The following is a 25,846-nucleotide window of genomic DNA, read 5'->3' as shown; positions in this document are numbered from 1 at the left end:
TCCCCCATGAAGAACACAACCGCCCTCGTGGTCGGTGCCGGCATCGTCGGCCTGGCCGTGGCCCGCGCGCTGGCCGTGCGTGGCTGCAAGGTCACCGTGCTGGAGCGCCATGAACGCGCTGTCGGCGCCTCCATCCGCAACTTCGGCATGGTCTGGCCGATCGGCGTGCCCAATGGACCGCTGTATGAGCGCGCGCTGCGCTCGCGGCAGATCTGGCAGGAGCTGATCGACGTGGCCGGCCTCTGGCACGATCCCAGTGGCTCGTTGCATGTGGCCCATGCCGACGACGAATGGGCCGTGCTGCAGCAGTATGCGACGGCCAATGCGCAGCTGCGCCCATGCCGCCTGCTGGATCGGGATGCGGCGCTGGCGAAGTCGCCGGCATTGGTGGCGCGCGAGCTGCGCGGCGCGCTGTTCAATGCCGATGAGCTGGTGGTCGATCCGCGCCAGGCGATCCGCGCGCTGCCGGACGTGCTGCATGAACAGCACGGTGTGCAGTTCCATTGGCGCACGCCGGCAACGGCGGTGGAGAGCGGTCGGGTGTGGTCCGGCAGCCGCCTGTTCGAGGCGGATCAGGTGTTCGTCTGCAGCGGTCCGGAGTTCGAGCAGTTGTATCCGGAGCGGTACGCGGCAGCACCATTGACCCGCTGCAAGCTGCAGATGCTGCGGTTGGCCGCACAGCCGTCCGGGTTCCGCCTGGGTGCGGCCCTCTGTGGCGGCCTGTCGCTGGTGCACTACGCCGGATTCCGCGAGGCCGCCGATGTCGCGCCGTTGCAGGCGCGTTACCAGGCCGAGCATGCCGACCTGATCGAGCTCGGCATCCACGTGATGGCCGCGCAGAACGGCCAGGGTGAAATCACCATTGGTGATTCGCATGCCTACGCACATACGCACGATCCGTTCGATGAGCACGCCATCAACCAGAAGGTGCTCGATTACCTGTCCCGTTTCATGCAGGTACCCGACGCGCGCATTGCGCAGACCTGGCACGGCATCTATCCCAAGCTGCTGGATGGCAGCAGCGAATTCGTCGCCGAGCCGGCACCGGGCGTGACCATCGTCAACGCCATCGGTGGCGGTGGTCTGGGCATGACGCTCAGCTTCGGTCTGGCCGAAGAGCTGGTGGACGGCCGCTACACGGCGCTGCGGCGCGCAGCCTGAGGCGCTGCACGCGGCGGGTGCAATGCCCGCCGCGCTTTCGCTAGAGGTCGCTGCTGACCATCAGCTGCACCCAGTCACCGGCGAAGCAGGTGATGCCGAACTGCACCGCTTGCCCCTGTGGATCGACATTCAGCGAATGCACGCACAGCACCGGCCGTCGCGTCGATTGCCCGAGCACGCGCGCGACCTCGGCATCGGGCAGGCGCGCCATCACCGTGGTGTGCCGGCGCAGGTAGTCGGTCACCCCGAATGCGGCCAGCGTGCGGGTCACCGATGGCGTGCGTGCGAACACCTCGCCCAGCCCCGGGAAGCGGGTGGCCGGGAAATAGGCTTCGCTGTGGTCCACAGTACGGTCTTCCACCTGGCTGGAGTACACCACCCGATGCACGCGCTCGCCAGCGATCAGGCCGAGCGCGCGCGCTACCTGGCGGCTGGGCACCTGCACCCGGGTATCGATCAGGGTGTAGTGGCTTTCTACGTTCAGGTCATGCATGGCCCGGCCGAAACGCGTGCGTCGGCTGATCGGGTAGTGGTACGGATGCTCCTGCACGAAGCTGCCGCGGCCGGTTTCGGTGCGAATGTAGCCGCGCTCCTCCAACGCCTCGATCGCGCGCCGCACGGTATGGCGGTTGACTGCGAAGCGCGTGGCCAGGTCCTGCGCCGAGGGCAGCTGGTCGCCTTCCACCAGCTGGCGTTCGCGGATCTGCCGCAGCAGCGCCTGTTCGATCTGCTGCCACAGCGGCAGCGCCGAATCGCGCGGCGTCAAGGCCGGGTCGGTCATGGTCATCAAACCTCCATCTGCGGCTGCTGGACTAGACAGGTGCACTGCACGTGCGGGCATATCAACGCGTTGCGGTTGCAACGGCATGACACAGACGGCGAAATCCATGGGCGAGCGCATTCTCGACAACCTGAAGCTGGTGCTGGCCGACGAGGTCGTGCACGGCCACGTGGTGCTGGACGGGCCGTGTATCCGCGCGGTGGGGCGGGGGCGGGTGGGGCTGCCGGGCGCAGAAGACTGTGGCGGCGACTGGCTGATGCCGGGGTTTGTGGAGCTGCATACCGACAATCTGGAGAAGCACCTGGTGCCGCGCCCGGGCGTGGCGTTTCCCGCCGCGGCGGCCGTGCAGGCGCACGATGCACAGTTGCTGGCTGCTGGCATCACCACGGCCTGCGATGCCTTGGCGGTGGGCGACGTGGAAGCCGACAGCGTGCGCGTGCGCAGTTTGCAGGCCGCCCATGCGGCGCTGGTTGAGGCGCACCGCGCCGGCGGCCTGCGCAGCGACCACTACCTGCACCTGCGTGCCGAGCTGCCGTATTCCGGGTTGCTGCCATTGCTGGAGCCACTGCTGGATGATCCGGCGGTGCGCCTTCTGTCGCTGACCGATCACACGCCGGGGCAGCGCCAGTTCCGGAATCTGCAGCGCTATGCGGCCTACTACGGTTTGCCGACCGACACGGAGACCGGTTACCTGGATAAGCTGCTGCAGGCACGCCGTGCGCAACAGGCGCGCTATCGTCAAGCACACCTGCAACAGGTGCTGCAGTGGGGGCGCAGCCGCGGCCTGTGCCTGGCCAGCCACGACGACACGGTGGCTGCGGATGTAGATGAAGCCGTGGCCTGTGGTGCACGCATCTGCGAGTTCCCGACCACGCTGGAGGCCGCTGCCGCCGCACGTGCAGCCGGTCTGACAATCGTCGCCGGCGCACCCAACCTGGTGCTGGGCGGCTCGCATTCCGGCAACGTGGCGGCGCTGGAACTGGCACGTGCCGGCTGCCTCGATGTGCTGTCCTCCGACTATGTGCCCGCCAGCCTGCTGCCGGCGCTGGGCGTGCTGTGCGCGCAGCTGGGCTGGAGCCTGCCACGTGCGGTGGCCACGGTCAGCCATGCGCCGGCGCAGGCGCTGGGCCTGCAGGATCGCGGTCGCATCGGCGAAGGCCTGCGCGCCGACCTGCTGCGGGTGCGTGGGTCCACGCCGGACTACGTGGCCGAGGTCTGGGTGGCCGGCCGTCGCCTGCTGGCCCAGTAGCCGCCGCGGTGCGAACACCTAGACAGCTGCCCCGACCTGCCTAGTGGATGCCGCCTGCGCTTCACCGCACTGATCGAAAGTGGCCGCCATCGCCGCTCCCGCCGGAGTGGCCCACTTTCCCTTGCCGCCGCCATCGCCATGTCCACACTGCCTTCGCGCCATCCGCTTACCCTGGGTCTGCTCGCCCTGCTGCATGCCCCGCTGGCCGTCCAGGCCGCCACGCCAGCCGCGACCGACACCGTGCCCACCACCTCCGCCGTCGACCTGGACACCGTCACCGTGGTCGGCAGCATCGTCAGTGGCGAGAAACAGGCGCTGGATGCACAGCGCGAAGCCAGCCATCTGATGAACGTGATCAGTGCCGACGGCATCGGCAAGCTGCCCGACCACAACGCTGCCGAAGCCGTGCAGCGGGTTCCCGGTGTGTCGATCGAACGCGACCAGGGCGAAGGCCGCTTCGTTGCCGTGCGTGGCCTGCCGGCACAGTGGAACTCAACCACCCTCAACGGTGACCGTCTGCCGACCGCCGAAGAGGAAACCACCAGCCGTGCCACGGCATTCGATTTCTTCCCGACCGAGCTGATCGAGCGCATCGAAGTGAGCAAGACGCTCACGCCCGACCGCGAAGGCGACGCCATCGGTGGCCAGGTCAACTTCGTCACCCGCACCGCACCGACACGGCGCACGTTTGCCGCCAGCGTGGCCGGCAACTACAACGACAAGGCAGTCGACACCGGCACCAGCGCGAACGTGCTGTACGGCGACCGCAGCGCCGATGGACGCTTCGGGTTCCTGATCAACGGTACCTACTGGAAGCGCCCGTGGGCGACCGACAACTTCGAGCCGCGCCGCAGTGCCGACGGCCTGGGCGTCTACCGGCTGGAGCTGCGCGACTACACCGGCGAGCGCACCACGCGCGGCGTCAACGGTGGCATGGAATTCCTTCCGGCCGATGGCCATCGCCTGTACGTGCGTGGCCAGTATGGCGAGTTGAGCGACGATGAGACCCACTACAAGCACCGCTACCGGTTCGACAAGGACCGCGTGGAGCTGCAGAACATCCACAACGAGCTGATCACCGAATTCAAGACGTTCGAATTCGGCGGCCAGCACACCTTCGGCCGGGTCCAGGTGGACTGGAAGCTGGCCAGTGCCGAGAACGATTTCCGCTATGGCTGCATTCCCACCTGTGCCGACAACGCGTACTTCGTGGTCCAGTTCAACCAGGGCAAGGTCGGCTACCAGGGCCTGCAGGACCGTGGTGTGGGCCGCAACTCGTACAACACCCTCGATGGCGGCAACGTTGCCGCCGACACCCCCGAAACCCATCTGCCGCCGAGCTTCGCAATGGATCCGCGGAAGATGTCGCTGAGCGCGGTGGAGCTGTATCGGGTGGCGATCAATGAGAAGGACAAGGCGGTCGCGCAGCTGGACTTCAGTTTCGACGCGAGCGACACGCTGACCTGGAAGATGGGGGCCAAGTACCGCGACAAGCAGCGCCGCGCGCGCTTCTCCGACGAGTTCTATGCCTGGAACTCCGCCACCGGCGGGCCGGTACCGACCCTGGCTGACTTCCCGTTGATGGACCAGCCGGACCGCAGTGGCTACGACGTCGGCAATGGACGTGACTACGCCCGCGATTTCTCGCAGGTGGTACCGGTGCAGGCATTGGCCGAATGGTACCGGCAGAACAAGCAGCACCTGGTGCTGGTGCCGGGCGATTCGGCACTGGTGGCCAACGGCGCGGCGCTGGGTCGCAACTTCGACGTGGCCGAGAAGCAGTACGCGACCTATGCGATGGCCACCTGGAAGCCGGACGAGCGCTGGGACGTGGTTGGCGGCGTGCGCCTGGAACGCACCGCCACCGACGTGCGCGGTCTGGTGCTGGAGCGTGACGCCGATGGCAGCAGCGCGCTGGTGCCCAACCTGGGCCGCAAGCGCTACACCTCGGCGCTGCCGCAGCTCAACGTGCGTTTCTCACCGCGCAGCGATCTCAACCTGCGGCTGGGCCTGACCCGCAGCTTCGCCCGCCCGAACTTTGGTGACATCAACCCGGGTGGCTCGTTCATGGAAGCCGATGGCACCTTCACCTCCGGCAACGCCAACCTGGACCCGACCTATTCGGACAACCTGGACCTGATGGCCGAGTGGTATGCCGGTCCGCTGGGTCTGCTGTCCGGCGGGGTGTTCTACAAGAACATCAGTAATCCGGTGTTCCAGAGCAGCAGCACCGGCAGCTTCAACGGCAACCCCAACGTCACCTTCTACCGGCCCGAGAATGGTGACGATGCCAAGCTGTGGGGCGCAGAGTTCGCCTTCGTGCGCCGCTTCGATTTCCTGCCAGGCCTGTGGAGCAACTTGGGCATCAATGCCAACCTGACCCTGATGGACTCGCGCATGCGCATTCCGGCTCGTAACGGCAACGTGCCGATAACCGGCCAGGCCGACCGCCTGTACAACGTCACCGTGTACTACGACGACGGCGCCTTCGCTGCCCGTCTGGCCACCAATCACAAGGGTGCCTACATCGAAGCGCACGGCGACAGCAGCGTCACCGACGCCTGGTACGGCGCCAACACCTCGGTCGACTTCAGCGCTTCCTATACCTTCGATCGCTGGACGGTGTTCGCCGAGCTGAGCAACCTCACCAACGAGCCGTTGAAGTACTACCAAGGCAGCCCGCAGCGCCCGCTGCAGGTGGAGTACTACGGCCGTCGTGCGCAGATCGGCCTGAAGTATCTGTTCCAGTGAGCCGTACCGGCGTTCTGTAGAGTCGAGCCAAGCTCGACTGCTTCTGCTCTTCAATCATCGCACCAGCGTGACCGCCTGCCCGGCACGGGCGAAGGCCTCAGCCAGCAACGGGCCGGCCTTGATCGCCTCCACTTCCTCGAACAACGCCCTCAGCGCGTCGGCCGGGCGGGAGGCCGGCGCTGCCACCGCCTGCTGGATCGCGGTGAAGCGGTCAGCCAGCACGCGGCGGCCAGGATGGATCTGTGCCCAGGCTTCCAGCGGCTGGCGCACGCCGGCGGCGGCATCCAGGCGCCGCTGCTCGAACAGGGTGATCGCCGCCGCCGACGTCTCTGCCCGCTCGATCCTGGCGTGGCGCAGTTCGCGGCTGAGAAACAGGTCGTAGGCCGCACCGCGGCCGACCGCGATGCGCAGTCCGTCGCGGTCCAGGTCGGCCACCTGTTGCGAGGGGCTGTCCTCGCGCACCAGGTAGGTGCCTTCGATCTCCACGTATGGGGCACTGAAGGCGATGCGGTCGGCCCGCGCCGGATCGATGGCCAGGAAGGCCAGGTCCCATGCATCTTCGGCCGCTGCGGCGACCACCGACGCCGCAGCGTCGTGGCAGGTGAAACGGGCCTGCACGCCCATCCGCTGCGCCATCGCTGTGGCCAGCTCCAGTGAAGGGCCACGCGGTGAACGGGCATCACCCTGCGTCAGCACTGGGTTGCCCAGGTTGATCGCTACGCGCAGAAAGCCTCGCGGTGCCAGTGTGCTTCGATGATCGGCCAGGGACATGCAGGGCTCCGCGGAACAGGGGGGGTGTCCAGCATGCCAGTGCTGCTGCGCAGGCAGCGTCAGCGTCCGGTTATCCTGCGCGGATGAATCCGATCCTGCATGTCGAGATCCCAGCCAGTGACCTGGCCCGTGCCATCACCTTCTACCAGCAGTCGTTGCAGGTGCAGGTGGACGAACCGATCCTGCTGCACGATTGCCGGATGGCCTACCTGCCGTTCGGCGATGAAGCGGCAGGGGCCAGCATGGCGCTGGTGCAGGGGGCGGACTACCGGCCGTCAGAACAGGGCGCGCGCATCTACATCGGGGTCGATGACCTTGATGCCAGCCTCGAGCGAGCCTTGCAGGTTGGAGCCGAACTGTGTTTCGGCCCCGCTGATGCCGGTGACTGGCGCGTGGCCGAGATCCGCGACAGCGAAGGCAACCGCATTGCGTTGCAGGCGCGCGCGATTCTGTAGAGTCGAGCCATGCTCGGCTGCTGTTGGTCGCGCCGTCAATGCACCAGTCGAGCCTGGCTCGACGCTACAAGTGGGTCGCGGCCCGCGAGCGCTGCAACCATTCGCTGATCGCCGGGTCCAGCCGCGGGTCGTTCGGCAGCTGCATGCCGAAGTGCTGCTGCAGCACCTCGCGCACATCGCCGACATCGTGCAACGGGCGCTTGTCCGGTGCCTGCCCGGGCCGGTACTCGGTGTAGTTGCCGCTACCAATGGTGCGGCGCCAGTCCGGTCCGGTCAGCGACGCACGCAGCTGGCCGGGGAAGCTCGAATCCGGATGGGTGCACACGTACCAGTTGCCCACCACGTTGTCGATCGGGGCCGGTGACTGCAGGTCGAAGCGATACATCGCCCGCCAACCATCGTTGGACTCGGCGGAGAGCACGAAGTCTCCGTCGCCGGGCAGCCGCTGCAGCAGATAGCGTTCGTGCGGCGTTGCCTGCGGCTGCGCACCCTGCAGGCGCAGAGGTACGGTCGGGGTCAGGCTGCCGAAGCCGGCGTCCACCAGCCATTCGTCACCGTCCACGTGCACGCGCAGCAGCAGGTGGGTGCGCGCCGTGAGCTCGCCGTCCCGTGCCGCCAGTAGAACGCGCGCGCTCAGCGGCTGCGCATCGAAGCCCAGCGCCTGCAGCAGCGCCAGCAGGCCGCCGTTGAGTTCGAAGCAGTAGCCGCCACGACGTTCATCGAGCAGTTTGCGCTGCACGCTGTCCAGGTCGATCGGCACTGCATCGCGCAGCAGGCAGCTGAGGGTTTCGAATGGCAGCAGTGCGTTGTGGCGCTGCTGCAGCAGGGCCAGGCCCGCCAGCGTTGGCGGTGGCGGTGCATCCAACTGCAGGCGCTGCAGGTAGCGGGGGACATCGAGCGTCGTCATGCGGCCACCGGTCGGGGGGGGGGGAGGTCCACTGTGTTCCCCCAACCGGGGTTGAGGTCAAGCAGTGCGCGGGTGTCATCCCCCCGTCGCCTATGCCGGGTACAAAGGCCGCGTCCGCCAGCAACCGGTGGGACTGAACCAAAAAAAACCTAAAGTTGCCCCATATCCAGCCGATACAGGTGCGTCCTTCCGCCTGGAGTCTGTCATGTCGGCCGTTGTCCCCCACCTCCGGTCCCTGCGCATGCGGCTTGCCGCGTTGCGCTCGGCGTCCCCCGGCCTGCTGCTGTGGCTGCAGCCGCACCGGCTCAGCGTGGCCAACAAGCTCAAGGCGACCCTGTGGGTCTGTGGCCTGGGCCTGATCGCGATTGCCGCCGTCTACGCGTGGACCGGCCATGCCAGCACGCAGGCAGCGCGCAGCCAGGCCAGCTACCAGCACGGCAGCGATCTGGCCGCGAGCCTGGCCACGCGGGTGGCCGAGGCGCGTCGTCTGCAGACCCAGTATGCACGCAGTTTCGATGATGCCGACCGCGCGCAGCTGCTGGCGACGCAGAAGGCGCTGCAGGCCGATCTGCAGGCGCTTCGCGCGATGCCGATGGACGCCGGACGGCGCAAGGCGCTGCGGGCGCTGACCGAAGCCGCCGGCGCGTTCTCGCAGGGTGTGGCCGCCCTGTTCGAACGCGTCGATGAGATGGGTCGTGGCGATGCCGGCCTTGCCGCGCAGCTGCAGCAGGCCGCTGACACCCTGCAGGCGCAGGTGGATGCGCTGCAGCGGCCGTCGTTGGCGCTGTCCCTGCAGAAGATGCGCCGACAGGAAGCACTGCTGCTGCTCGATGGCGACTCCACCCATGCCGACCGTGCGAGCGAAGAGAAACTGCCATTCGATCTCGGGCTGGTGGGCCTGCCGACCGATGCGCAGGATGCCCTTCGCAACGGCATGGAGGCCTATCAGGTCGCGTTGCTGGGCTATACCGCCGCCCGCGTTGGCCTGGATGTGGAAGCACAGTCGCTGCTGGACACCGCGGCCAGCGTCGCACCGGCGCTGAGCGCCTTCCAGCAGGCCCAGGTCGCCGCGCTGGGCAAGGCACAGGCGCGCCAGCAGGCCGGTGCACGCACCATGAGCGTGCTGTTCGCAGTGACCCTGCTGCTGGTCGCCGGTGTGCTGATCACCAGCCTGATACTGGTGCTGCGCGCGGTACGCCAGCCGATCCAGGACACCCTGCGCTTCGCCAGCGACATTGCCGAAGACCGCCTGGACACCATGCTGCGTGTGTACAACGCCAACGACGAGATCGGCCAGCTGGCCCAGCGCCTGGTCCACATGCAGCAGCGCCTGCGCGCGCGTATCGAAACCGAGCGGGCGGTAGCGCGCGGCAATACCCGCGTGCGACAGGCCTTGGACAGCGCACAGACCGGCTTGATGGTGGTCGATGCCGAAGGCCAGGTGGCGTATGCCAACCCTGCGCTGCTGCAGCTGCTGGATCTGCAGGCCGAAGACCTGGTGGGCGGTGACGCGGTGCGCCTGCACCCGGCGCTGGCCAGCCTGGCCGGCGTGCGCCAGCGCGAGGAGCGCGAGATCGGGCACGCCGGCGTGCGCTACCAGTTGATCGCCAACGCCATCATCGACGAGGGCCATTTCCTTGGTGTCGCGGTGGAATGGCGCAGCCGCGCGCTGGAAACCCTGCTGGAAACCGAGGTGGCAGCCCTGGTCGATGCCGCCGCACACGGTGACCTGCACGGACGTATTGCGCTGGACGGCAAGCAAGGCTTCGTGCGTACGCTGTCGACCAGCATCAACCGGCTTCTGGTGACCTTCGAAACCAATCTCGGCGATCTACAGGCATTGCTGGCGGCACTGGCACGCGGCGATCTCAGCGTGCGCATGGAAGGTGAGTTGCAGGGCGTGTTCGCGCGCATGCGTGACGATGCCAATACCACCGTCGCGCAGCTGGGCCGCATCGTCACCCGCATCAAGCAGGCTACGTCCAGCCTCGATACGGGTGTTGGCGAAATCGTCGCCGGTCACCACGACCTGTCACAGCGCACCGAGCAGCAGGCGGCCAACCTGGAAGAGACTGCAGCATCGATGCATGAATTGACCGATACGGTCGGCCGCAACGCCGATGCCGCAGGCCGCGCTGATGCACTTGTCCAGGGCGCGGCGGCAGTGGCCCAGCGCGGCGGTGAGGCGGTCGGCCAAGTGGTGGCAACCATGCATGGCATCAGCGAGGCGTCTCGACGCATCGGTGACATCACCCAGCTGATCGATGGCATCGCCTTCCAGACCAACATCCTCGCGCTCAACGCGGCGGTGGAAGCGGCGCGCGCCGGAGAGCAGGGTCGCAGCTTCGCTGTAGTGGCCGCCGAAGTGCGCCTGCTGGCACAGCGCAGCGCCGAGGCGGCCAAGCAGATCAAAGGGTTGATCGAGGATTCGGTGGCGCGTGTCGGCCAGGGTAACCAGCAGGCCGAACAGGCTGGCACCACGATGGGCGAGATCGTCGGCAGCGTGCAGCAGCTGGCCGAGCTGTTGGCCGGCATTCGCAGCGCGTCGCAGGACCAGCATGCAGGCATCGCGCAGGTGAACCAGACCATCGTGCAGATGGAAGCCAGCACCCAGCGCAACGCCAGCCTGGTGGAAGAGGCCGGCGCCTCGACCGCACAGATGCAGGCGCAGGTGCATGCCTTGGCCGAGGCGGTGGGGGCGTTCCGCCTGCAGTCGATGCCGCGGGCGCGCGCTGCGGCGGCCTAGCTTGCGGTTCCTTGTCGGCTGGCGGGGAATCAGCCGAGCGTAGGCTCGGCTCTACATCGGCTGCAGGAACACTGTAGAGCCGAGCCTATGCTCGGCTCACGCCAGCGTTCGGCGGCAGGAATCAATACACGTCGCGCCGGTAGCGCCCGTTCTCCAGCAGCGTTTCCACCGCGTCATCGCCCAGCGCAGCGCGCAGTACCTGGTCCACGCCTTCGGCCATGCCCTGCAGCGAACCGCAGACATGGATCACCGCGCCACGTTGCATCCATTCGCGCAGCGCATCGACTGCAGCGTGCAGTCGATCCTGCACGTAGCCACCGTCGCCATCGCGCGAGAACGCCAGGTCCACCCGCGACAGATGGCCATCGGCCTGCCAGGCCTCGATTTCTTCGGCAAACAGGAAGTCGTGCGCGCACTGGCGTTCGCCAAACAGCAGCCAATGCCCATGCTCGCCAGCATGGGCGGCTTCGCGCAACAGGCTGCGCAGGCCAGCGATGCCAGTACCGTTGCCGACCAGCACCATCGGTGCACCCGGCACGCGGTGGAAGCCGGGATTGCGATGTACGCGGGCGACGATGCTGGCACCGATCGGTGCATGCAGTGACAGCCACCCGGAACCCAGTCCAGCCCGACCGGAGGCGTCATGTACCAGGCGCACCACCAGTTCCACTGCGCCGTCATCCGTGCACGAGGCGATCGAGTACTCGCGGCCGGGCAGCAACGGCAGTCCGCGCAGCCACAGGCAGGCATCCTGCACCGCCAGCGCGGCGTCTGCATCGGGTAGCTCGCGCTCGCTGGCCAGGGCCAACAGCGTGCGCGGGTTGCCCTCCACCAGCAGTGGTTGCAGTGGATCCAGCCCATGCGCCTTCAGCACTGCACTGGCGTGCCCTGCATTGTGGCGGGGTGCGATATGCAGGATATCACCGGCCTGCCACCGCACCTCGGCGGGCGCGGCAAGGCGGATACGCCAGATCGCGCCACCGATGCTGCCAGGGTTGAGACGGTCGCGGCCGAGCAGGCGCCAGTCATGCATCTGCGTGGCAGCCGGCAGCACGCTGTCATCGGTGGTGATGCCGGTCAATGCAGCCAGCTGCTGCTGCCACTGGCGCAGGGACGGTACCGAGGCAGCATCGACATCGATGCGCTCGAACAGCGGGCGCGCGCCGTTGCCGATCAGCCAGGCATCGACCTGGCGGCCGAAGCCGCAGTAGTGTGGGTACTGGCGATCGCCCAGCGCGAGCAGGGCAAACTGCAGGCCCGACAGGTCCACGCGCTGCGCGAGCAGCAGTCGCGAAGCGCGTCGCGCCGCATCCGGTGGTTCGCCGTCGCCAAAGGTGCTGAGCACGAACAGGGCCTGCACGGTTTGCTGTAGCTGTGAGCCGTCGACGCGGTCCAATGGCAGCACCTGCACCGCATGTCCGGCGGCCTGCAACAGCGCCGCCGCGCGCCAGGCCAGCTGCTCGCCCAGCCCGCTCTGGCTGGCATGCACCACAAGCCAGGGTATGTTGCTGCCATCGTCAGTGGCTACCGGCAGCGACTGGCGAAGCCCGCGCGCGGCGCGCTGGCTGCGGCGGCGGTCCAGGTACAGCATCCAGCCGGTGATGAAGAACAGGCTCATGCCCAGGCTGCTGAGCATCACCACCACGCGCCCGGGTGCACCGAAGTAACTTCCCGAATGCAGCGCGAACACGCTGGTGGCCAGCTGTCCGCCGGCGCCCTGGCGTGCATACGGACGGGCATCGAGGATCGCACCGCTGGCCGGATCGAGCTGCAGCAGGTCATGTGCACGATCGTGGTGGCCACCGCGCCGCGCCGGATCACCGGCCATCACGCGTACATTGAGTGGCTGCCCGGGCTTCTCCGGCAGGCGCAGGTCGATGTACCCGGTGCGCACGCCCGGCAACGCATACAGCGTGGCCTCGATGCGATCCAGGTCCAGTGCCGCGTCGGTGGCGACCTTGTGCTTCGCTGCCGGCGCCACGCCCAGCAGCGTGTTGGCGGCGCTGCGGTACCAGTCGAACGACCACCACAGGCCGGTCAACGCACTCATCAGGTAGATCAGCAGCACCCAGGTGCCGACCACCGAGTGCAGGCTCCACAGGAAGCCACGGCCGCTGCGCTTCCACTCCACCGCCAACCAGCTGCGCCAGTGCCACCAGCGCCGGGGCCAGCGCAGGTAGAGACCGGAGAGGGTGAAGAACAGCAGCGCGATCGCACAGCTGCCGGTGATCCATTTGCCCCGCTCGCCGGCAGCGAGGTGCCGATGCAGGTCTTCGATGAAGTCGAAGAAGGCCTGCCCGCGCAGGGCACTGAAGCGCTCGCCGCTGTACGGATCGAAGTACACCCAGTGTTCCTTGCCTCCGGCAAACCGCGCCACCGAGGGCCGCTGGCCGGTGGCGTCGATCCGCAGGCGCTGCAGGGGGCGCTCGCTTCCTGCCTGGAGCAAAGGCATCAGCTCGCTCAACGCCAGCGGTGGCTGGCCGTCGGCATGGTGCTCGGCGATCGCGGCGAATCCGGGATTGGCGGCACGCAGCAGTTCGTCCTCGAAGGACAGCACGGCGCCGCTGAGACCCATAACGGCCAGTACGGCACCAGCGGTGATGCCCAGCAGCCAGTGCAGTTGGAACAGGACGTTCTTGAACATCGAAGGAGGAGGGCCTGGAAGGCTGCCGCCCGCATCCTGCGCAACAGCAAATGAGAATTAGTCGCGGAATTCTCCGTGGCGCTCCGGCTGTGGTCAAGCAGGGGGTATCGGCCGGGCGGCGCCCGGCACCCCTCGGAAAGCCCGCTGTTGCTGTTGCCTTGGCTGTTGTTTCTGAGGTTGCCGGCCAGCGGCCGGCACTACCGCGGGTGCAGGGTGCAACCCTGCCAAGACCCTCACTTCACCCAGCTGTCGATCTCGCCGTGGGTGAACGGTCCCAGCTTCGCCTTCTGCAATCGCCCCTGTGCGTCGAACAGCACGCTGTAGGGCAGCAGTCCCTGCGTATTGCCCAGCTGCACGCTGGCATCGCGCGGGCCCGGGGTCTCGATCACGATCGGGTAGTCCACCGGTACCTGCTGCAGGAAGCGGCGCACGTCTTCCGGCGTATCCAATGCCAGGCCCAGCACCTGCACGCCTTCGCTGCCCTGGGTATGGGCAAAGCGTGCCAGCTCCGGCATCTCTTCCACGCAGGGGGCGCACCAGCTGGCCCAGACATTGATCAGCAGCGGGCGACCGGCGAAGCGCTGGCGCAGGTCGAGCGGTCGGCCCTCGAGATCCGGCAGCGTCAGTGCAGGCAGTGGGTCACCCACCTGCAGCGCAGGCGTCGCGAGGGCTGCAGGGGAAGCGGCCGGCGCTACGGCAGGTGCAGCCGGCGTTGGTGCCAGCCGGTACCCGGCCCACAGGCCGAGGCCGGCGGCCAGCACCGCTGTCCACAGCAGCGCTGGCCGTTGCCATTTCATCGTGCGGTGCGCAGCAGCGCTTCCTCGACCACCGCCTGGGTCAGCAGGGTCGGCAGCACGGTCGGCGGCGCGCCGGGGCCGTACACCACGTACAGCGGCACGCCCACGGCCTTGTGCTCTTCCAGGAACGTGGTGATCTGCGGGTCCACATTGGTGTAGTCACCGCGCATGTACACCGCATTGGTGCGCTTGAGCAGTTCCTTGAACTCCGGCCGCGACAGCACAGCGCGCTCGTTGGCCTTGCAGCTCACGCACCAGTCGGCGGTCATGTTGACGAACACCACGCGCTTGTCGGCGCGCAGGCGGTCCAGCAGCTGCGGCGAGTATTCGACCACGTTGTCGCTGGCCGCCTGTGCGGCGCGCGCTGGCGGTGCCAGCTGGGTGACGCCCCAGGCCGGCACCAGTGCGGCGATGGCCAGCAGCACGCCCAGCAGGGCAACGGCACGCGGGCCGGTCCAGCGGTTGCGTTCGAACAGCCACAGACCGAAAGCGAACAGCAGCAGGCCACCCAGCACCAGCGACATGCCGTCCACGCCGCGCTGCTTGCCCAGCACCCACAGCAGCCATAGCGCGGTGGCATACATCGGGAAAGCCAGCACGTGCTTGAGCGTTTCCATCCACGGGCCCGGCTTGGGCAGGCGGCGTGCCAGCGCCGGCACGAAGCCGATCAGCAGGAACGGCAGGGCCAGGCCGAGGCCGAGGAACAGGAACACGGTCATCGCCTGCAGTGGCGTCGCGATGAACGCATAGGCCACCGCACCGCCCATGAACGGGCCGACGCAGGCACTGCCGACCACGCAGGCCAGCGCACCGGTGAAGAAGTCCCCGGCCGGGCCGCTGCGGCTGGCCAGCGACTGGCCGAGGTTGCCGAGGCCACCGCCGAGGGTGAACACCCCGGACAGGCTCAGGCCCACTGCGAACATGACGTAGGCCAGTGCGGCCACCACGCCCGGGTGCTGCAGCTGGAAGCCGATGCCGACCGCGTTGCCGATCGCGCGCAGGCCGACCATCAACGCACCGATCACCGCGAACGCAACCAGCACGCCCAGCGTGTACCAGAGCGCATGGCTGCGCGCGCGCTGCGGGCTTTCACCGCTCTGTGCCAGGCCGAGTACCTTCAGCGACAGGATTGGCAGCACGCACGGCATCAGGTTCAGCACCAGGCCGCCGGCCAGGGCGAGCAGCAGGACCCACAGGAACGAACGGTCCGGGTTCGGCGTGGCCGCTGGCGGGCGCGTGCGCATGGCGTTGTCGCCGCGCGCGTCGGCGGCGAACGCGTTGTCAGCGGCGGCACTGCCAGCGCCGGCCGGCGTGCCGGCATCGGCGTTGGGCACGGTCGGCAGCAGGCGCAGCGGCGCGCCATTGGCAGCCTCGCGCGGAGCACCGGTGGCGGTCGGCAGCGGGCTGATCACCTCGCTGCGCGGCGGCGCCTGGTTGGCGCTGGCGTTGATCCTGCCGGCCGGGATCGACAGCTTCACCCGCCGCGTCATCGGCGGGTAGCAGATGCCGTCGGTCTGGCAGCCCTGGAAGGTCACCACCAGGGTGCTGTCGACCGCGTCGGCGACGGAGCGGCGAAGCGGCAGCGGCACCTCCACCTGGTTGAAATACACCGAGACATCGCCGAAGTGCTCGTCGCGATGCGACTGAGCGGCCGGCCATCGCAGCTTGTCGGCCAGCACGCCGGCGCTGCCTTCGAGCTTCAGCGAGGTGCGGTCGCGATACAGGTAGTAGCCCGGCGCCGGGCTGAAGCGCAGCAGCAGGGTGTTGCCATCGCTGGCAATGGCATCGAAGCCGAATGCCTGCTCCGACGGCAGTGGCAGCGCCTGGCTGTTGCTGGCCGCACCCGGCAGGCGCAGGCCGCCGCTGTTGCCGGCACCGGCCAGCGGGTTGTTGAACGGGCTGGCCGCACCGGGGCGTGCGGCCGGGGCCGCCGCCTGTGCACCGCCGCCGGGCAGGGTGACCTGCACCACGCGCTTCTGCGGCGGATAGCAGACACCGGCGTCGGCGCAGCCCTGGTAACGCACTTCCAGGCTGATGGTGCCGGCTGCATCGGTCGGTGCGCCGGGCAGGGTGGCCTGCAGCCGCTCGCGATAGGTTTCAACCTCGCCGAAGAAATCGTCGTGGTGCTTGTCGCCCTTGGGCATCTGCAGCGCGCCTGCGTTGAAGGCCGGGTCGGCCTTGACGCTGGTGCGGTGGCGATACAGGTAATAGCCCGGTGCGATCTTGAACTGCAGCTGCACCTGGCCGCGTTCGGGGGCGGTCGCGGTCAGCGCGAACGCCTGGTCCACCGGCAGCAGGTCCTTCTCATCCAGCGCGAAGGCCGGCAGCGAGAGCCACAACAGGGCGCACAGGGCGGCGCCACGCGCAAACAAAGTCTTCAATCAGTGTCCTCCCGGGTCTGTGCCCGGATCCAGTCCAGATACGCCGGCAGGCCGGCCCGGGTTTCGACCGCGATGCACTCCGGGAGTTCATACGGATGCAGTTCGACGACCCGGGCGATTGCGTCATCGACGCGGCTCGCGGTGGTCTTCACCAGCAACTGCAGTTCGGTGTCGGTGGTGACCTCGCCCTGCCAGCGGTAGGTCGACTGCGCGCCCTCCAGTCGTGTGATGCACGCGGCCAGGCGCTCGCCAACCAGCGCGTGCGCGATGCGCTCGGCACTGGCCCGGTCCGGGCAGGTGGTCAACAACAGCAGGACGGGATCGACGGTCGACATGACCGTCGAGTATAGGGCCGCCGCCGGGTCAGGGCCCGGCGGCGGCAATGGACCGCTGCGTTGCGCGGTCAGTTGGCCAGCTGGCAGGTGGCCGGCTTGGCCGAGGTGAACAGGGCGGGGGTGGCCCATTCGGGATGGTCGATGAACGGGTTGCGGTTGCCCTGGAAGCTGTAGATCACGTCATTGCGGGCGCGTTCCGCAGCGCTCGGCGGGTCGGCCAGGTGCCAGTCGATCAACGTCGACAGCAGGCCCATGTAGGCCGGCGAGCTGCTGGTCTTGACGATCTTGCTGCGGTCATCGGTCAGCTCCAGGTCCGGCTCGGACTGGCCGGTGGCCGCATCCTTGCCGCCCTCGTAGCGGATGGCCATGTACAGCACCGCACGCGCCATGTCGCCCTTGCGCGCACCCCACACCTCAAAGGTGCCGCCGTTGCCGTCCGGCGTACGTACCCAGTTCGAATTGCCCGGATAGCCTCCGCTGCCGCCGCCCTGGCCGTTGTTGGCCTCGGTGGCACGCTCGCCGCAGTTGGCGTCGCACTTGCCGAACGGCTTGTTGCCGCGGTCGGCGTTCCACTGCGCGTCGGTGAGGTACAGCATGTGGGTGTCGGTGTATGGCGCGTACGGCATGCCCTTGTCGCCGGTGGTGCTGGCAAAGCCCAGCGAGTTCGGCCAGGTGTGCTCGCGGTTGTACTTCAGGCCGCCGCCGCTGCCGGCGCGATCGGTCACCTTGGCGTAGCTGCGGTTGCGGTACGCATCCAGGATCCTGCCGCTGTTGTTCGGATCCTCGTCGGCGATCTCCAGAATGGTCCAGGTGCTGGTGCCCGAGCCGCTGTACGGGTAGGCGGTGTGGCCCTTGATGGTGGCGTGCAGCGAACAGCGCAGCTGGCTGGGGCTGCTGGTGTTGACCTTGGAGTAGTAACCGGCCGGCACGCCCGGGTTGCCCGGGTCCGGATTGCCACCGGTGCTGGCCACGGCGAAGGCGATGCGGCTGTCGGCGGCCGGGTGTGCGCCCTGCAGGTCGGTGATGCGCGCGGCGCGGATGTCGAAGCGGCAGGCTTCACCGGCCACCAGCGCAGTGTTGGTGGACAGCTTCACGCTGCGGCCGCTGGACGGGAAAGTCAGCGGTACGCTGCCGGAAGTGCCGCAGCTCAGGGCGAACGCGCCGCTGGCCAGGTTCACCGTCTCGCTGAACACCACTTCCAGGTCGGCGGCGGCGGGGAAGGTGCTGCTGCCCTGGGCCGGGGTGGTGGTGGACACCGACGGCGGCGTGTTCGGGCCCGGGGTGCCGCCACCACTGAAGGTCTGGCCGTTGTTGCAGTTGCCGAAGGTCTGCCTGGCCGACTCGGCCCAGGTGAAGTGGGCGTACTGGCTGCCACTGCCGGTCAGCTGCAGCGAGGTGCCCGGGGCCGTGCTGTTGGTCTCGGCCACCGGAATGTTCTGGCTGGTCATGCCGGCCGCGGGCCCGCCGGACGCTGTGATGGCACCCTCGTAGCTGAGGAACTGGACCACCTTGCCGCTGGCGTCGACCAGCGCAATGCCATCGTTCGGGCCGTTCTGCAGGCCGTTGGTGGGGTAGGTGACCACAGCGATGCTGGCGCTGCCGCAGCCTACAGCGGTACCGGCGGGAACCGGATTGTTGGCGTAGACCGTGGCGGCCGACGGATTGCTGCCGTTGTAGAGGTACAGGCGGTAGCCGGACAGATCCTCACCGGCGGTGGCCACGACCTCGATCGCTTCGCCGACGTCGCCGGCGGCGGTGCTGTCGTCGTAGTGCAGTTCGTTGATGAAGACCTCGGCCTGGGCCGGCGCGGCGGCCAGTGCCAGCAGGCAGGCAGCGGCAAGCGGGGACAGCAATCGCATCGACTACTCCTTGTGATTGGGAATGCGCGGCCGAGCCTAAGGCCGATCCAGTGACACTTTGTCGTAAATGAACGTCAGATATCTGACAGTGCGACGCGTATCACCAAATGTCGAGGGTTGCGGGCATCCGCTTGTCGCGTTGCACGCGGAACCCCGCCTTCACGCAGCACCTGGGTGCGCCTTTGCCGGGCGGTGAATTTTTTTGCGGGATCGGCCTTGAAAGGCCCGGGGCCAGCTCCATCTCTGTCCTGCTCCCGATTCGTCGGGCTTTTTCGCGAGCAATGCTGGCAGTCACCTTGGGTGAGTGCTAACATCGCCAGACTTTTTCAGACCAATCAATAACTTAAGAGGTCTCTCATGAGCATCAAGCCGCTGCACGACCGCGTTGTGGTCAAGCCGATCGAAGCCGACGAAATCTCCGCCGGTGGCATCGTGATCCCGGATTCGGCCAAGGAAAAGTCCACCAAGGGTGAAGTCGTGGCCGTGGGCCCGGGCAAGCCGCTGGACAACGGCAGCGTGCGCGCTCCGTCGCTGAAGGTCGGTGACAAGGTCATCTACGGCCAGTACGCCGGCAGCTCGTACAAGAGCGAAGGCGTCGAGTACAAGGTCCTGCGCGAAGACGACGTGCTCGCCGTCATCGGCTGAGCTTCGGCGCGACCTGCTTCATCCCCTGATCTCCAATTCCCAGCCGCCGGGCATCGCCCGGCGCTACCAAAGAGGTAACTGCAATGGCTGCCAAGGATATTCGTTTCGGTGAAGACGCCCGTTCGCGCATGGTGCGCGGCGTCAACGTTCTCGCCAATGCCGTCAAGGCCACCCTGGGCCCGAAGGGCCGCAACGTCGTGCTGGAAAAGAGCTTCGGCGCTCCGACCATCACCAAGGACGGCGTCTCCGTCGCCAAGGAAATCGAACTGGCTGACAAGTTCGAGAACATGGGCGCGCAGATGGTGAAGGAAGTTGCTTCCCGCACCAACGACGACGCTGGCGACGGCACCACCACCGCCACCGTGCTGGCCCAGGCCCTGATCCGCGAAGGCGCCAAGGCTGTGGCCGCCGGCATGAACCCGATGGACCTCAAGCGCGGTATCGACAAGGCCGTCGTGGCCGCCGTCAACGAGCTGAAGACCATCTCCAAGCCGACCGCTGACGACAAGGCGATCGCCCAGGTCGGCACCATCTCGGCCAACTCGGACGAGTCGATCGGCCAGATCATTGCTGACGCGATGAAGGAAGTCGGCAAGGAAGGCGTGATCACCGTTGAAGAAGGCTCGGGCCTGGACAACGAGCTGGACGTGGTCAAGGGCATGCAGTTCGACCGCGGCTACCTGTCCCCGTACTTCATCAACAACCAGCAGTCGCAGACCGCTGACCTGGATGACCCGTTCATCCTGCTGCACGACAAGAAGATCTCCAACGTCCGTGACCTGCTGCCGGTGCTGGAAGGCGTCGCCAAGGCCGGCAAGCCGCTGCTGATCGTCGCTGAAGAAGTCGAAGGCGAAGCGCTGGCGACCCTGGTGGTCAACACCATCCGTGGCATCGTCAAGGTCGTGGCCGTCAAGGCTCCGGGCTTCGGCGACCGTCGCAAGGCGATGCTGGAAGACATGGCCGTGCTGACCGGCGGCACCGTGATCTCCGAAGAAGTGGGCCTGTCGCTGGAAAAGGCCACGATCAAGGATCTCGGCCGCGCCAAGAAGGTGCAGGTCTCCAAGGAAAACACCACCATCATCGATGGCGTGGGTGACAAGGCTGCGGTCGATTCGCGCGTTGCGCAGATCAAGACCCAGATCCAGGACACCTCCTCGGATTACGACCGCGAGAAGCTGCAGGAACGCGTGGCCAAGCTGGCCGGCGGCGTTGCCGTGATCAAGGTCGGTGCCTCGACCGAAATCGAAATGAAGGAAAAGAAGGACCGCGTCGACGACGCCCTGCACGCCACCCGTGCAGCCGTTGAAGAAGGCGTGGTCCCGGGCGGCGGCGTTGCCCTGGTCCGTGCGGTCTCCGCGCTGGCCGGCCTGAAGGGTGCCAACGAAGACCAGAACCACGGCATCCAGATCGCCCTGCGCGCGATGGAAGCCCCGCTGCGCGAGATCGTTGCCAACGCCGGCGAAGAACCGTCGGTCATCGTAAACAAGGTCAAGGAAGGCACCGGCAGCTTCGGCTACAACGCCGCCACCGGCGAGTTCGGTGACATGCTGCAGTTCGGCATCCTGGACCCGACCAAGGTGACCCGTTCGGCGCTGCAGAACGCAGCCTCGATCGCTGGCCTGATGATCACCACCGAAGCCATGGTTGCCGAAGCTCCGAAGAAGGACGAGCCGGCCATGGGTGGCGCCGGTGGCATGGGCGGCATGGGTGGCATGGGCGGCATGGACTTCTAAGGTCCTGTGCTGCACCGGAAGCGGCCGGCCTTGGGCCGGCACGCTTCTCTGCTGCTGTGAAAGACCCCGCCGCAAGGCGGGGTTTTTCGTTGCCCGGTTGCCGCCGCGTCAACGCATCGCTACGCTCGGCGACCATGCCTACCTCGTTCATCGTCGTTGACGACTTCCTTTCTCCCGCCGATGCGCACGGCCTGCGCCAGGCGGCGCTGGGCCTGACCTATCCGGCACAGGAAGGCGCATTCCCCGGCCGCAACTCCCTGGAGCGGCTGGAGCTGGACGGCCTGTCCGGAGCTGCGTCGCGGCTGGTCAATGAACCATTGCGACCGGTCAACCCACTGCAGTCGCACGGCAAGTTCCGTCTGACCCTGGCCGGGGATGTCGGCCGCGCGAAAGTGCACACAGACCATTCTCACTGGTCCGGCATCCTCTACCTGAGCGCGCCCGAACATTGCCAAGGCGGTACCGAGTTCTTCCGTCACCGCCGCACCAACACCGAACGCATGGCCTTGGATGCCAGCGAGCTGGCCGCATTGGGCTATGCCAATGGCGGCGACATGCATCGCGACATCATCGAGCGCGACAGCAGCGACGACAGCCAGTGGGAGATGACGATGCGCATTCCGATGCGCTTCAACCGGCTGGTGCTGCTGCGGCCCTGGTTCTGGCACACCGCCGGGCCGGCGTTCGGCGACCGGCCGGAGAACGGCCGGCTGGTGTACCTGATGTTCTTCGAGCAGGCGCGGTAGGCGGCGGAATCATCCACGCATGGCGTGGATCTACTGGCCCTGCAGCGCTGCGCGCAACCACGCCAGGAAGGCAGGCAGCGCCGGATTGCCATCTGCATCGGCGCGCGTCACTGCGTAGTAGGCGAAGGCCTGCGGCCATGGCTGGTCGATCACCACCTGCAGGCGCCCGTTGGCCAGTTCTTCGGCCGCATGGATGTCGCGTACCAGCGCGATGCCCTGCCCGGCCACCGCCGCACGGATCAGCAACAGGTCGTCATCGAAAGCAGGGCCGCGCTCCAGCCGCTCATCGGCCGCCAGACCCTGTGCCTGGAACCACAGCCGCCAGTCGCTGCGATCGGCATCCTGCAGCAGCGGCAGCTGCAGGCAATCCTGCACGGTGCCCACGGCGGGCGCGCTGGCCAGCAGCGCAGGGCTGGCCACTGGCAGCAGCACCGGCGCGAGCAGATGCTCGGCATGCAGTCCGGGGTAGCGCCCCAGCCCGTGGCGGATCGCGATGTCCACGCCATCGCGGCGCAGGTCGGCCAGCGCCGGGCTGGCATCGAGCTGCACGTCCACCTGCGGTTGCAGTGCGCTGAATTCACCCAGGCGTGGCGCCAGCCATTGCGCGGCGAAACTGGGTGCGGCGCTGATACGCAGCGTGCGCCGCGTTTCCCAGCGTTCGAGTGTCTGCAGGCTCTGTGCGATCTGCTCGAAAGCCAGCAGCAGTTCCGGGTACACGCGCGCGCCCGCCGCGCTGAGCACCACGCCATGACGGGTGCGATCGAACAGGTTCACGCCCAGGCGTTCCTGCAGCTGCCGCAGCTGCTGGCTGATTGCGCCGGGTGTTACTCCCATCGCTTCGGCGGCAGCGGTCAGGCTGCCGTGGCGGCCGGTTTCAACAAAGGCCCGCAGGCCCAGCAGCGGCAACACCGCACCCATTCCGTTCTCCCGTTGCTCCGCCGGCATCCACCGCGCGGCGACAGCATATCGACCGCGGCGCAGGCTGTCGCGCACCCGTCGCGCAAGTTGAGCCAGGCTCAACTCCCCGTGCAGAAGACATCGTTTCCCCGCCACGGCGGCCTTTCCTAGACTGCCTGCACGGCTGCTGCAGCGCCTGTTTCCGCATCGTCGGCCCTCGTGCATCGAAGGCTGGCGCGTGCCGTCGCTCCCTGCCGTCCAGGAACCCCATGAACGAACCTTCGCTGCACCTGTACACCGACAGCTCGCCCAATGGCTTCAAGGCCACCATCGCGCTGGAAGAACTGGGCCTGCCGTATCGCCTGCATCACGTCCGCATCGACGCGGGCGAGCACCGACATCCCGATTTCCTGCAGCTCAATCCGCATGGCCGCATACCGGTGCTGGAGGATCACGCGCGTGGCATCGTCATTTTCGAATCCGCGGCGATCCTGATGTACCTGGCCGAGCAGGGCAACGCGTTGTTGCCTTCCGAGCCGTCTGCACGCTGGCAGACACTGACCTGGCTGATGTTCCATGCCGCCAGCGTCGGCCCGATCCTCGGCCAGCGCGTGCACTTCGAGCACTTCGCGCAACAGCCCGACATGGCCGCAATCGAACGCTATCGCAGGTTGAGCGACGATCTTTTCGCCGTGCTCGACCAGCGCCTGCACGGGCGCGAGTGGCTGGCCGGTGATCAGTATTCGATCGCCGACATCGCCCACTTCGGCTGGCTGCATATCGCCCACATCATCGATATCGATTTCTCGCAGCATCGCCATCTGAGCGCGTGGTACGCGCGCGTTGCCGCACGCCCTGCCGTGCAGCGCGGCGTGCAGCTGCCTGAACCGGCCACCGGCCCGTAAGGAGGCAACGCTCATGAACGACGCCATCGTGATGCCGGGCGCGTCAGCCCCGGCCTTTGCCACGCACCCAGGCTACCAGCGCATGTTCCGTGCCGATGCACTGACCCTGGGCATCTACCTGCCATTGCGCTTCTATCAGGGCGACATGGCCGTGCTGCAGGGCCAGGCGCGGCTGGTGGAGGACATCGACCGCCACGGCTTTGCCGCGGTGTGGGTGCGTGATGTGCCGCTGTACGACCCGATGTTCGGCGATGCGGGCCAATTGTTCGATCCATTCACCTACCTTGCGTGGCTGGCGGCGCGCACGCAGCGCGTAGCTCTGGCCACCGGCAGCGTGGTGTTGCCACTGCGCCATCCGATCGATCTGGCGAAGGCGGCGGCGTCGGTCGATCAGCTGTCCGGTGGGCGCCTGGTGATGGGCGTTGCCTCCGGTGATCGTCCGCTGGAGTTTCCCGCCTACGGCCTGGAGCACGCGGCGCGCGGTGAGCGCTTCGCCAGCGCGATGGGTGAGATGCGGCGTTGGCTGCAGCCGGGCGCGGACGGGCGGATGACGCATGCCTGGGCCGAACAGGGCCTGCAGTTGCTGCCGCCCACGGTCAACGGCCGCGTTCCGCTGGTTGTCACCGGTGGCGCACGCCAGCCGCTGGAGTGGATCGGCCAGCATGCCGATGGCTGGTTGACCTATCCCGAGGCCACCCATGACGATGCCGGTCCGCAACGGCTGGCCGCGAAGATCCGCGCGTGGCGCGCGCTGATCCCGGACGGCGGCTTCCGCCCGCACATGACCAACGAATGGATCGACCTGGTGGATGACCCGGATCATCCACGCACGCCGCTGCAAGGGGGCTATACCCTGCGCACCGGCCGCAAGGGCCTGATCGACCTGCTGCAGGCCTGGCAGCGGGCAGGCGTCAACCACGCCGCGCTGGGCATCCAGTTCGCCGAGCGGCCCGCAGATGAGGTGCTGCAGGAACTGGCCGAAGAGGTGCTGCCATTGTTCCCGTCGCACCCTGGGCCGACGCCGCGGGTGATGGACTGGTAGCGCAGTAGGAATGGCGTCGGCCGGCGCTCAGCGGGCCGGCCGGCGCAGGCAGATGCGTGACGCCCCGGCGCTGATGTCCACTTGCCCACCCCGCATGGCATCGGCGCCGAGGATCAGCGCCGGCCGCGCCTCCAGGCCAAGGGCCTTGAACACCGAAAGCTCGCTGATCCGCACTTCCATCGGTGGATGCCGCCAGCCAGCGCTGGTCATGCTCGGCAGGGTGTACAGCCAGGTGGCCTGCTTCCCGCCGCCCAGGCCCTCGGTGCCCTTCTCACGTACCCGCACGCGGATGTCGCTGCCATCGGTGCGCACGCCCAGCGCACGGGCGGCTTCGGCATTGAGCACGGTCTGCGCCGCGCCGGTATCGACCACGGCGATGGCCTCCACACCGGTCTCGCCCAGTGCCAGCGTAATGAAGCCGAACTGGCGCAGCCCGGCACTGCGATCGGGCAGGGCATTGGCCTGGCAGCCGTTTCCATCCAGCGCGAGACGCCCCGGCGCCCACAAGGCAAGCTCGTCACGGCCGAAGTCCCAGCGCGTGTCCCAGCGCCCGGTCAGGTCGTTGCCGACCAGGCCATCAATGGCCGCTTCATCGTCCTTCGCCAACGAGGACAGGTCGACCTGCGTGCCGCTGGCCTGCAGCTGCCAGCTGCCCAGCCGCCAGGAGGTGGTGCGCATCCTCCGCAGCGCGGCTGCCTTTGCGCTGGCACCCTGGGCATGTGAAACCGCCGCATCGGTGTCTTCCAGGCCATAGCGCCGGGCCACACGGTCATCCACCAGGGTTGCACCGGCCGCACTGTCGACCACGAAACGCAGTGGTTCGGCGCGCCCGTCCAGCGAGACAGCCACGGCTGGATGACCCCCCTGCATCCACATCGGCAGTACGTGTTCGGGAGCATCGGCCGCCAGCGCAGGCAGCGAGGCAGCAAGCAGGGGAAGCAAGGTGAGGCGCACGGGATGTCTCCGCAGTGAGGGTGGAGAGACCATTGGCGGGCACGGGCGTATCGCGGGAATATCGGCGTTGATACCGTCCTGATACAC

The 25,846-nt window shown here is 67.6% G+C and carries 20 protein-coding genes; 10 read left to right on the top strand and 10 right to left on the bottom strand.

Going from position 1 to position 25,846, the window contains the following annotated elements:
* Nucleotides 1-6: 6 nt before the first annotated feature.
* Nucleotides 7-1,161, top strand: a complete 1,155-nt coding sequence (locus tag AC07M7_RS07395; protein ID WP_495207047.1) for a TIGR03364 family FAD-dependent oxidoreductase — start codon at nucleotides 7-9, stop codon at nucleotides 1,159-1,161.
* A gap of 40 nt (nucleotides 1,162-1,201) precedes the next feature.
* Here the strand turns inward: AC07M7_RS07395 and phnF are convergent, their stop codons facing one another.
* Nucleotides 1,202-1,948, bottom strand: coding sequence for a phosphonate metabolism transcriptional regulator PhnF (phnF, locus tag AC07M7_RS07390; protein WP_169050354.1), 747 nt, complete (start codon nucleotides 1,946-1,948; stop codon nucleotides 1,202-1,204).
* A 100-nt stretch (nucleotides 1,949-2,048) separates the two neighbouring features.
* Between phnF and AC07M7_RS07385 the strand changes: the two genes are divergently transcribed.
* Nucleotides 2,049-3,191: an alpha-D-ribose 1-methylphosphonate 5-triphosphate diphosphatase gene (locus tag AC07M7_RS07385; RefSeq protein WP_495207046.1), complete on the top strand. Its 1,143-nt coding sequence runs from the start codon at nucleotides 2,049-2,051 to the stop codon at nucleotides 3,189-3,191.
* 138 nt (nucleotides 3,192-3,329) lie between these two features.
* Complete coding sequence (locus AC07M7_RS07380) at nucleotides 3,330-5,942, top strand: TonB-dependent receptor (protein ID WP_495207045.1); 2,613 nt, start codon at nucleotides 3,330-3,332, stop codon at nucleotides 5,940-5,942.
* Between the two features lie 54 nt (nucleotides 5,943-5,996).
* Here AC07M7_RS07380 and AC07M7_RS07375 read toward each other — a convergent pair whose 3' ends face one another.
* Nucleotides 5,997-6,713: a transporter substrate-binding domain-containing protein gene (locus tag AC07M7_RS07375; protein WP_495207044.1), complete on the bottom strand. Its 717-nt coding sequence runs from the start codon at nucleotides 6,711-6,713 to the stop codon at nucleotides 5,997-5,999.
* Nucleotides 6,714-6,796: 83 nt separating this feature from the next.
* Between AC07M7_RS07375 and AC07M7_RS07370 the strand changes: the two genes are divergently transcribed.
* On the top strand, nucleotides 6,797-7,168 hold the full coding sequence (locus AC07M7_RS07370; RefSeq protein ID WP_495207043.1) for a VOC family protein: 372 nt from the start codon (nucleotides 6,797-6,799) through the stop codon (nucleotides 7,166-7,168).
* Between the two features lie 64 nt (nucleotides 7,169-7,232).
* Here the strand turns inward: AC07M7_RS07370 and AC07M7_RS07365 are convergent, their stop codons facing one another.
* Nucleotides 7,233-8,075, bottom strand: coding sequence for an arylamine N-acetyltransferase family protein (locus tag AC07M7_RS07365; RefSeq protein WP_495207042.1), 843 nt, complete (start codon nucleotides 8,073-8,075; stop codon nucleotides 7,233-7,235).
* A 205-nt stretch (nucleotides 8,076-8,280) separates the two neighbouring features.
* On the opposite strand from AC07M7_RS07365, the gene AC07M7_RS07360 reads away from it, so the two are divergent.
* Nucleotides 8,281-10,821, top strand: coding sequence for a methyl-accepting chemotaxis protein (locus AC07M7_RS07360; protein WP_495207041.1), 2,541 nt, complete (start codon nucleotides 8,281-8,283; stop codon nucleotides 10,819-10,821).
* A gap of 121 nt (nucleotides 10,822-10,942) precedes the next feature.
* Here AC07M7_RS07360 and AC07M7_RS07355 read toward each other — a convergent pair whose 3' ends face one another.
* From AC07M7_RS07355 to AC07M7_RS07335, 5 genes are all read right to left on the bottom strand, one after another.
* Nucleotides 10,943-13,465: a PepSY domain-containing protein gene (locus AC07M7_RS07355; RefSeq protein ID WP_495207040.1), complete on the bottom strand. Its 2,523-nt coding sequence runs from the start codon at nucleotides 13,463-13,465 to the stop codon at nucleotides 10,943-10,945.
* A gap of 233 nt (nucleotides 13,466-13,698) precedes the next feature.
* The gene (locus tag AC07M7_RS07350; protein ID WP_495207039.1) at nucleotides 13,699-14,262 is read right to left on the bottom strand and encodes a TlpA family protein disulfide reductase; all 564 of its coding nucleotides are present in this window, start codon (nucleotides 14,260-14,262) and stop codon (nucleotides 13,699-13,701) included.
* The gene (locus AC07M7_RS07345; RefSeq protein ID WP_136638565.1) at nucleotides 14,259-16,643 is read right to left on the bottom strand and encodes a protein-disulfide reductase DsbD family protein; all 2,385 of its coding nucleotides are present in this window, start codon (nucleotides 16,641-16,643) and stop codon (nucleotides 14,259-14,261) included. Before AC07M7_RS07345 ends, AC07M7_RS07350 begins: the two co-directional genes overlap by 4 nt.
* A complete protein-coding gene (gene cutA, locus AC07M7_RS07340) occupies nucleotides 16,640-16,978 on the bottom strand; it encodes a divalent-cation tolerance protein CutA (RefSeq protein ID WP_495207038.1) in 339 nt (112 codons plus the stop codon). Before cutA ends, AC07M7_RS07345 begins: the two co-directional genes overlap by 4 nt.
* A 68-nt stretch (nucleotides 16,979-17,046) precedes the next feature.
* Nucleotides 17,047-18,837 carry an endonuclease gene (locus AC07M7_RS07335; protein WP_495207037.1) on the bottom strand — a complete coding sequence of 597 codons (1,791 nt, stop codon included), beginning with the start codon at nucleotides 18,835-18,837 and terminating at the stop codon, nucleotides 17,047-17,049.
* 357 nt (nucleotides 18,838-19,194) lie between these two features.
* Between AC07M7_RS07335 and AC07M7_RS07330 the strand changes: the two genes are divergently transcribed.
* From AC07M7_RS07330 to AC07M7_RS07320, 3 genes are all read left to right on the top strand, one after another.
* Entirely contained in the window at nucleotides 19,195-19,482 is a 288-nt protein-coding gene (locus AC07M7_RS07330; protein WP_006396661.1) for a co-chaperone GroES, read from the top strand.
* An 83-nt stretch (nucleotides 19,483-19,565) separates the two neighbouring features.
* Nucleotides 19,566-21,215: a chaperonin GroEL gene (gene groL, locus AC07M7_RS07325; RefSeq protein ID WP_495207036.1), complete on the top strand. Its 1,650-nt coding sequence runs from the start codon at nucleotides 19,566-19,568 to the stop codon at nucleotides 21,213-21,215.
* Nucleotides 21,216-21,349: 134 nt separating this feature from the next.
* Entirely contained in the window at nucleotides 21,350-21,961 is a 612-nt protein-coding gene (locus AC07M7_RS07320; RefSeq protein WP_495207035.1) for a DUF6445 family protein, read from the top strand.
* 30 nt (nucleotides 21,962-21,991) lie between these two features.
* Here AC07M7_RS07320 and AC07M7_RS07315 read toward each other — a convergent pair whose 3' ends face one another.
* Nucleotides 21,992-22,879 (bottom strand): LysR substrate-binding domain-containing protein, encoded by an 888-nt coding sequence (locus tag AC07M7_RS07315; RefSeq protein WP_253077952.1) that lies wholly within the window; start codon nucleotides 22,877-22,879, stop codon nucleotides 21,992-21,994.
* 248 nt (nucleotides 22,880-23,127) lie between these two features.
* Here AC07M7_RS07315 and AC07M7_RS07310 point away from each other — a divergent pair, with 248 nt between their 5' ends.
* Both AC07M7_RS07310 and AC07M7_RS07305 read left to right on the top strand, forming a co-directional pair.
* The gene (locus tag AC07M7_RS07310) at nucleotides 23,128-23,763 is read left to right on the top strand and encodes a glutathione S-transferase family protein (protein WP_495207034.1); all 636 of its coding nucleotides are present in this window, start codon (nucleotides 23,128-23,130) and stop codon (nucleotides 23,761-23,763) included.
* Nucleotides 23,764-23,776: 13 nt separating this feature from the next.
* A complete protein-coding gene (locus tag AC07M7_RS07305) occupies nucleotides 23,777-24,805 on the top strand; it encodes an LLM class oxidoreductase (protein ID WP_495207033.1) in 1,029 nt (342 codons plus the stop codon).
* A 27-nt stretch (nucleotides 24,806-24,832) separates the two neighbouring features.
* Here AC07M7_RS07305 and AC07M7_RS07300 read toward each other — a convergent pair whose 3' ends face one another.
* Nucleotides 24,833-25,792, bottom strand: coding sequence for a retropepsin-like aspartic protease (locus tag AC07M7_RS07300; protein WP_495207032.1), 960 nt, complete (start codon nucleotides 25,790-25,792; stop codon nucleotides 24,833-24,835).
* Between the last annotated feature and the right edge of the window lie 54 nt (nucleotides 25,793-25,846).

Source organism: Stenotrophomonas sp. GW821-FHT09E08, from assembly GCF_059416125.1.
The sequence above is the reverse complement of the archived record's forward strand: the minus strand, read 5'-3'. Positions and strand labels throughout refer to the sequence as shown.

Coding starts and splice junctions, on each gene's coding strand:
- AC07M7_RS07395 (WP_495207047.1), top strand. CDS start 7: ATGAAGAACACAACCGCCCTCGTGGTCGGTGCCGGCATCGTCGGCCTG.
- phnF (WP_169050354.1), bottom strand. CDS start 1,948: ATGACCATGACCGACCCGGCCTTGACGCCGCGCGATTCGGCGCTGCCG.
- AC07M7_RS07385 (WP_495207046.1), top strand. CDS start 2,049: ATGGGCGAGCGCATTCTCGACAACCTGAAGCTGGTGCTGGCCGACGAG.
- AC07M7_RS07380 (WP_495207045.1), top strand. CDS start 3,330: ATGTCCACACTGCCTTCGCGCCATCCGCTTACCCTGGGTCTGCTCGCC.
- AC07M7_RS07375 (WP_495207044.1), bottom strand. CDS start 6,713: ATGTCCCTGGCCGATCATCGAAGCACACTGGCACCGCGAGGCTTTCTG.
- AC07M7_RS07370 (WP_495207043.1), top strand. CDS start 6,797: ATGAATCCGATCCTGCATGTCGAGATCCCAGCCAGTGACCTGGCCCGT.
- AC07M7_RS07365 (WP_495207042.1), bottom strand. CDS start 8,075: ATGACGACGCTCGATGTCCCCCGCTACCTGCAGCGCCTGCAGTTGGAT.
- AC07M7_RS07360 (WP_495207041.1), top strand. CDS start 8,281: ATGTCGGCCGTTGTCCCCCACCTCCGGTCCCTGCGCATGCGGCTTGCC.
- AC07M7_RS07355 (WP_495207040.1), bottom strand. CDS start 13,465: ATGTTCAAGAACGTCCTGTTCCAACTGCACTGGCTGCTGGGCATCACC.
- AC07M7_RS07350 (WP_495207039.1), bottom strand. CDS start 14,262: ATGAAATGGCAACGGCCAGCGCTGCTGTGGACAGCGGTGCTGGCCGCC.
- cutA (WP_495207038.1), bottom strand. CDS start 16,978: ATGTCGACCGTCGATCCCGTCCTGCTGTTGTTGACCACCTGCCCGGAC.
- AC07M7_RS07335 (WP_495207037.1), bottom strand. CDS start 18,837: ATGCGATTGCTGTCCCCGCTTGCCGCTGCCTGCCTGCTGGCACTGGCC.
- AC07M7_RS07330 (WP_006396661.1), top strand. CDS start 19,195: ATGAGCATCAAGCCGCTGCACGACCGCGTTGTGGTCAAGCCGATCGAA.
- groL (WP_495207036.1), top strand. CDS start 19,566: ATGGCTGCCAAGGATATTCGTTTCGGTGAAGACGCCCGTTCGCGCATG.
- AC07M7_RS07320 (WP_495207035.1), top strand. CDS start 21,350: ATGCCTACCTCGTTCATCGTCGTTGACGACTTCCTTTCTCCCGCCGAT.
- AC07M7_RS07315 (WP_253077952.1), bottom strand. CDS start 22,879: ATGGGTGCGGTGTTGCCGCTGCTGGGCCTGCGGGCCTTTGTTGAAACC.
- AC07M7_RS07310 (WP_495207034.1), top strand. CDS start 23,128: ATGAACGAACCTTCGCTGCACCTGTACACCGACAGCTCGCCCAATGGC.
- AC07M7_RS07305 (WP_495207033.1), top strand. CDS start 23,777: ATGAACGACGCCATCGTGATGCCGGGCGCGTCAGCCCCGGCCTTTGCC.
- AC07M7_RS07300 (WP_495207032.1), bottom strand. CDS start 25,792: ATGGTCTCTCCACCCTCACTGCGGAGACATCCCGTGCGCCTCACCTTG.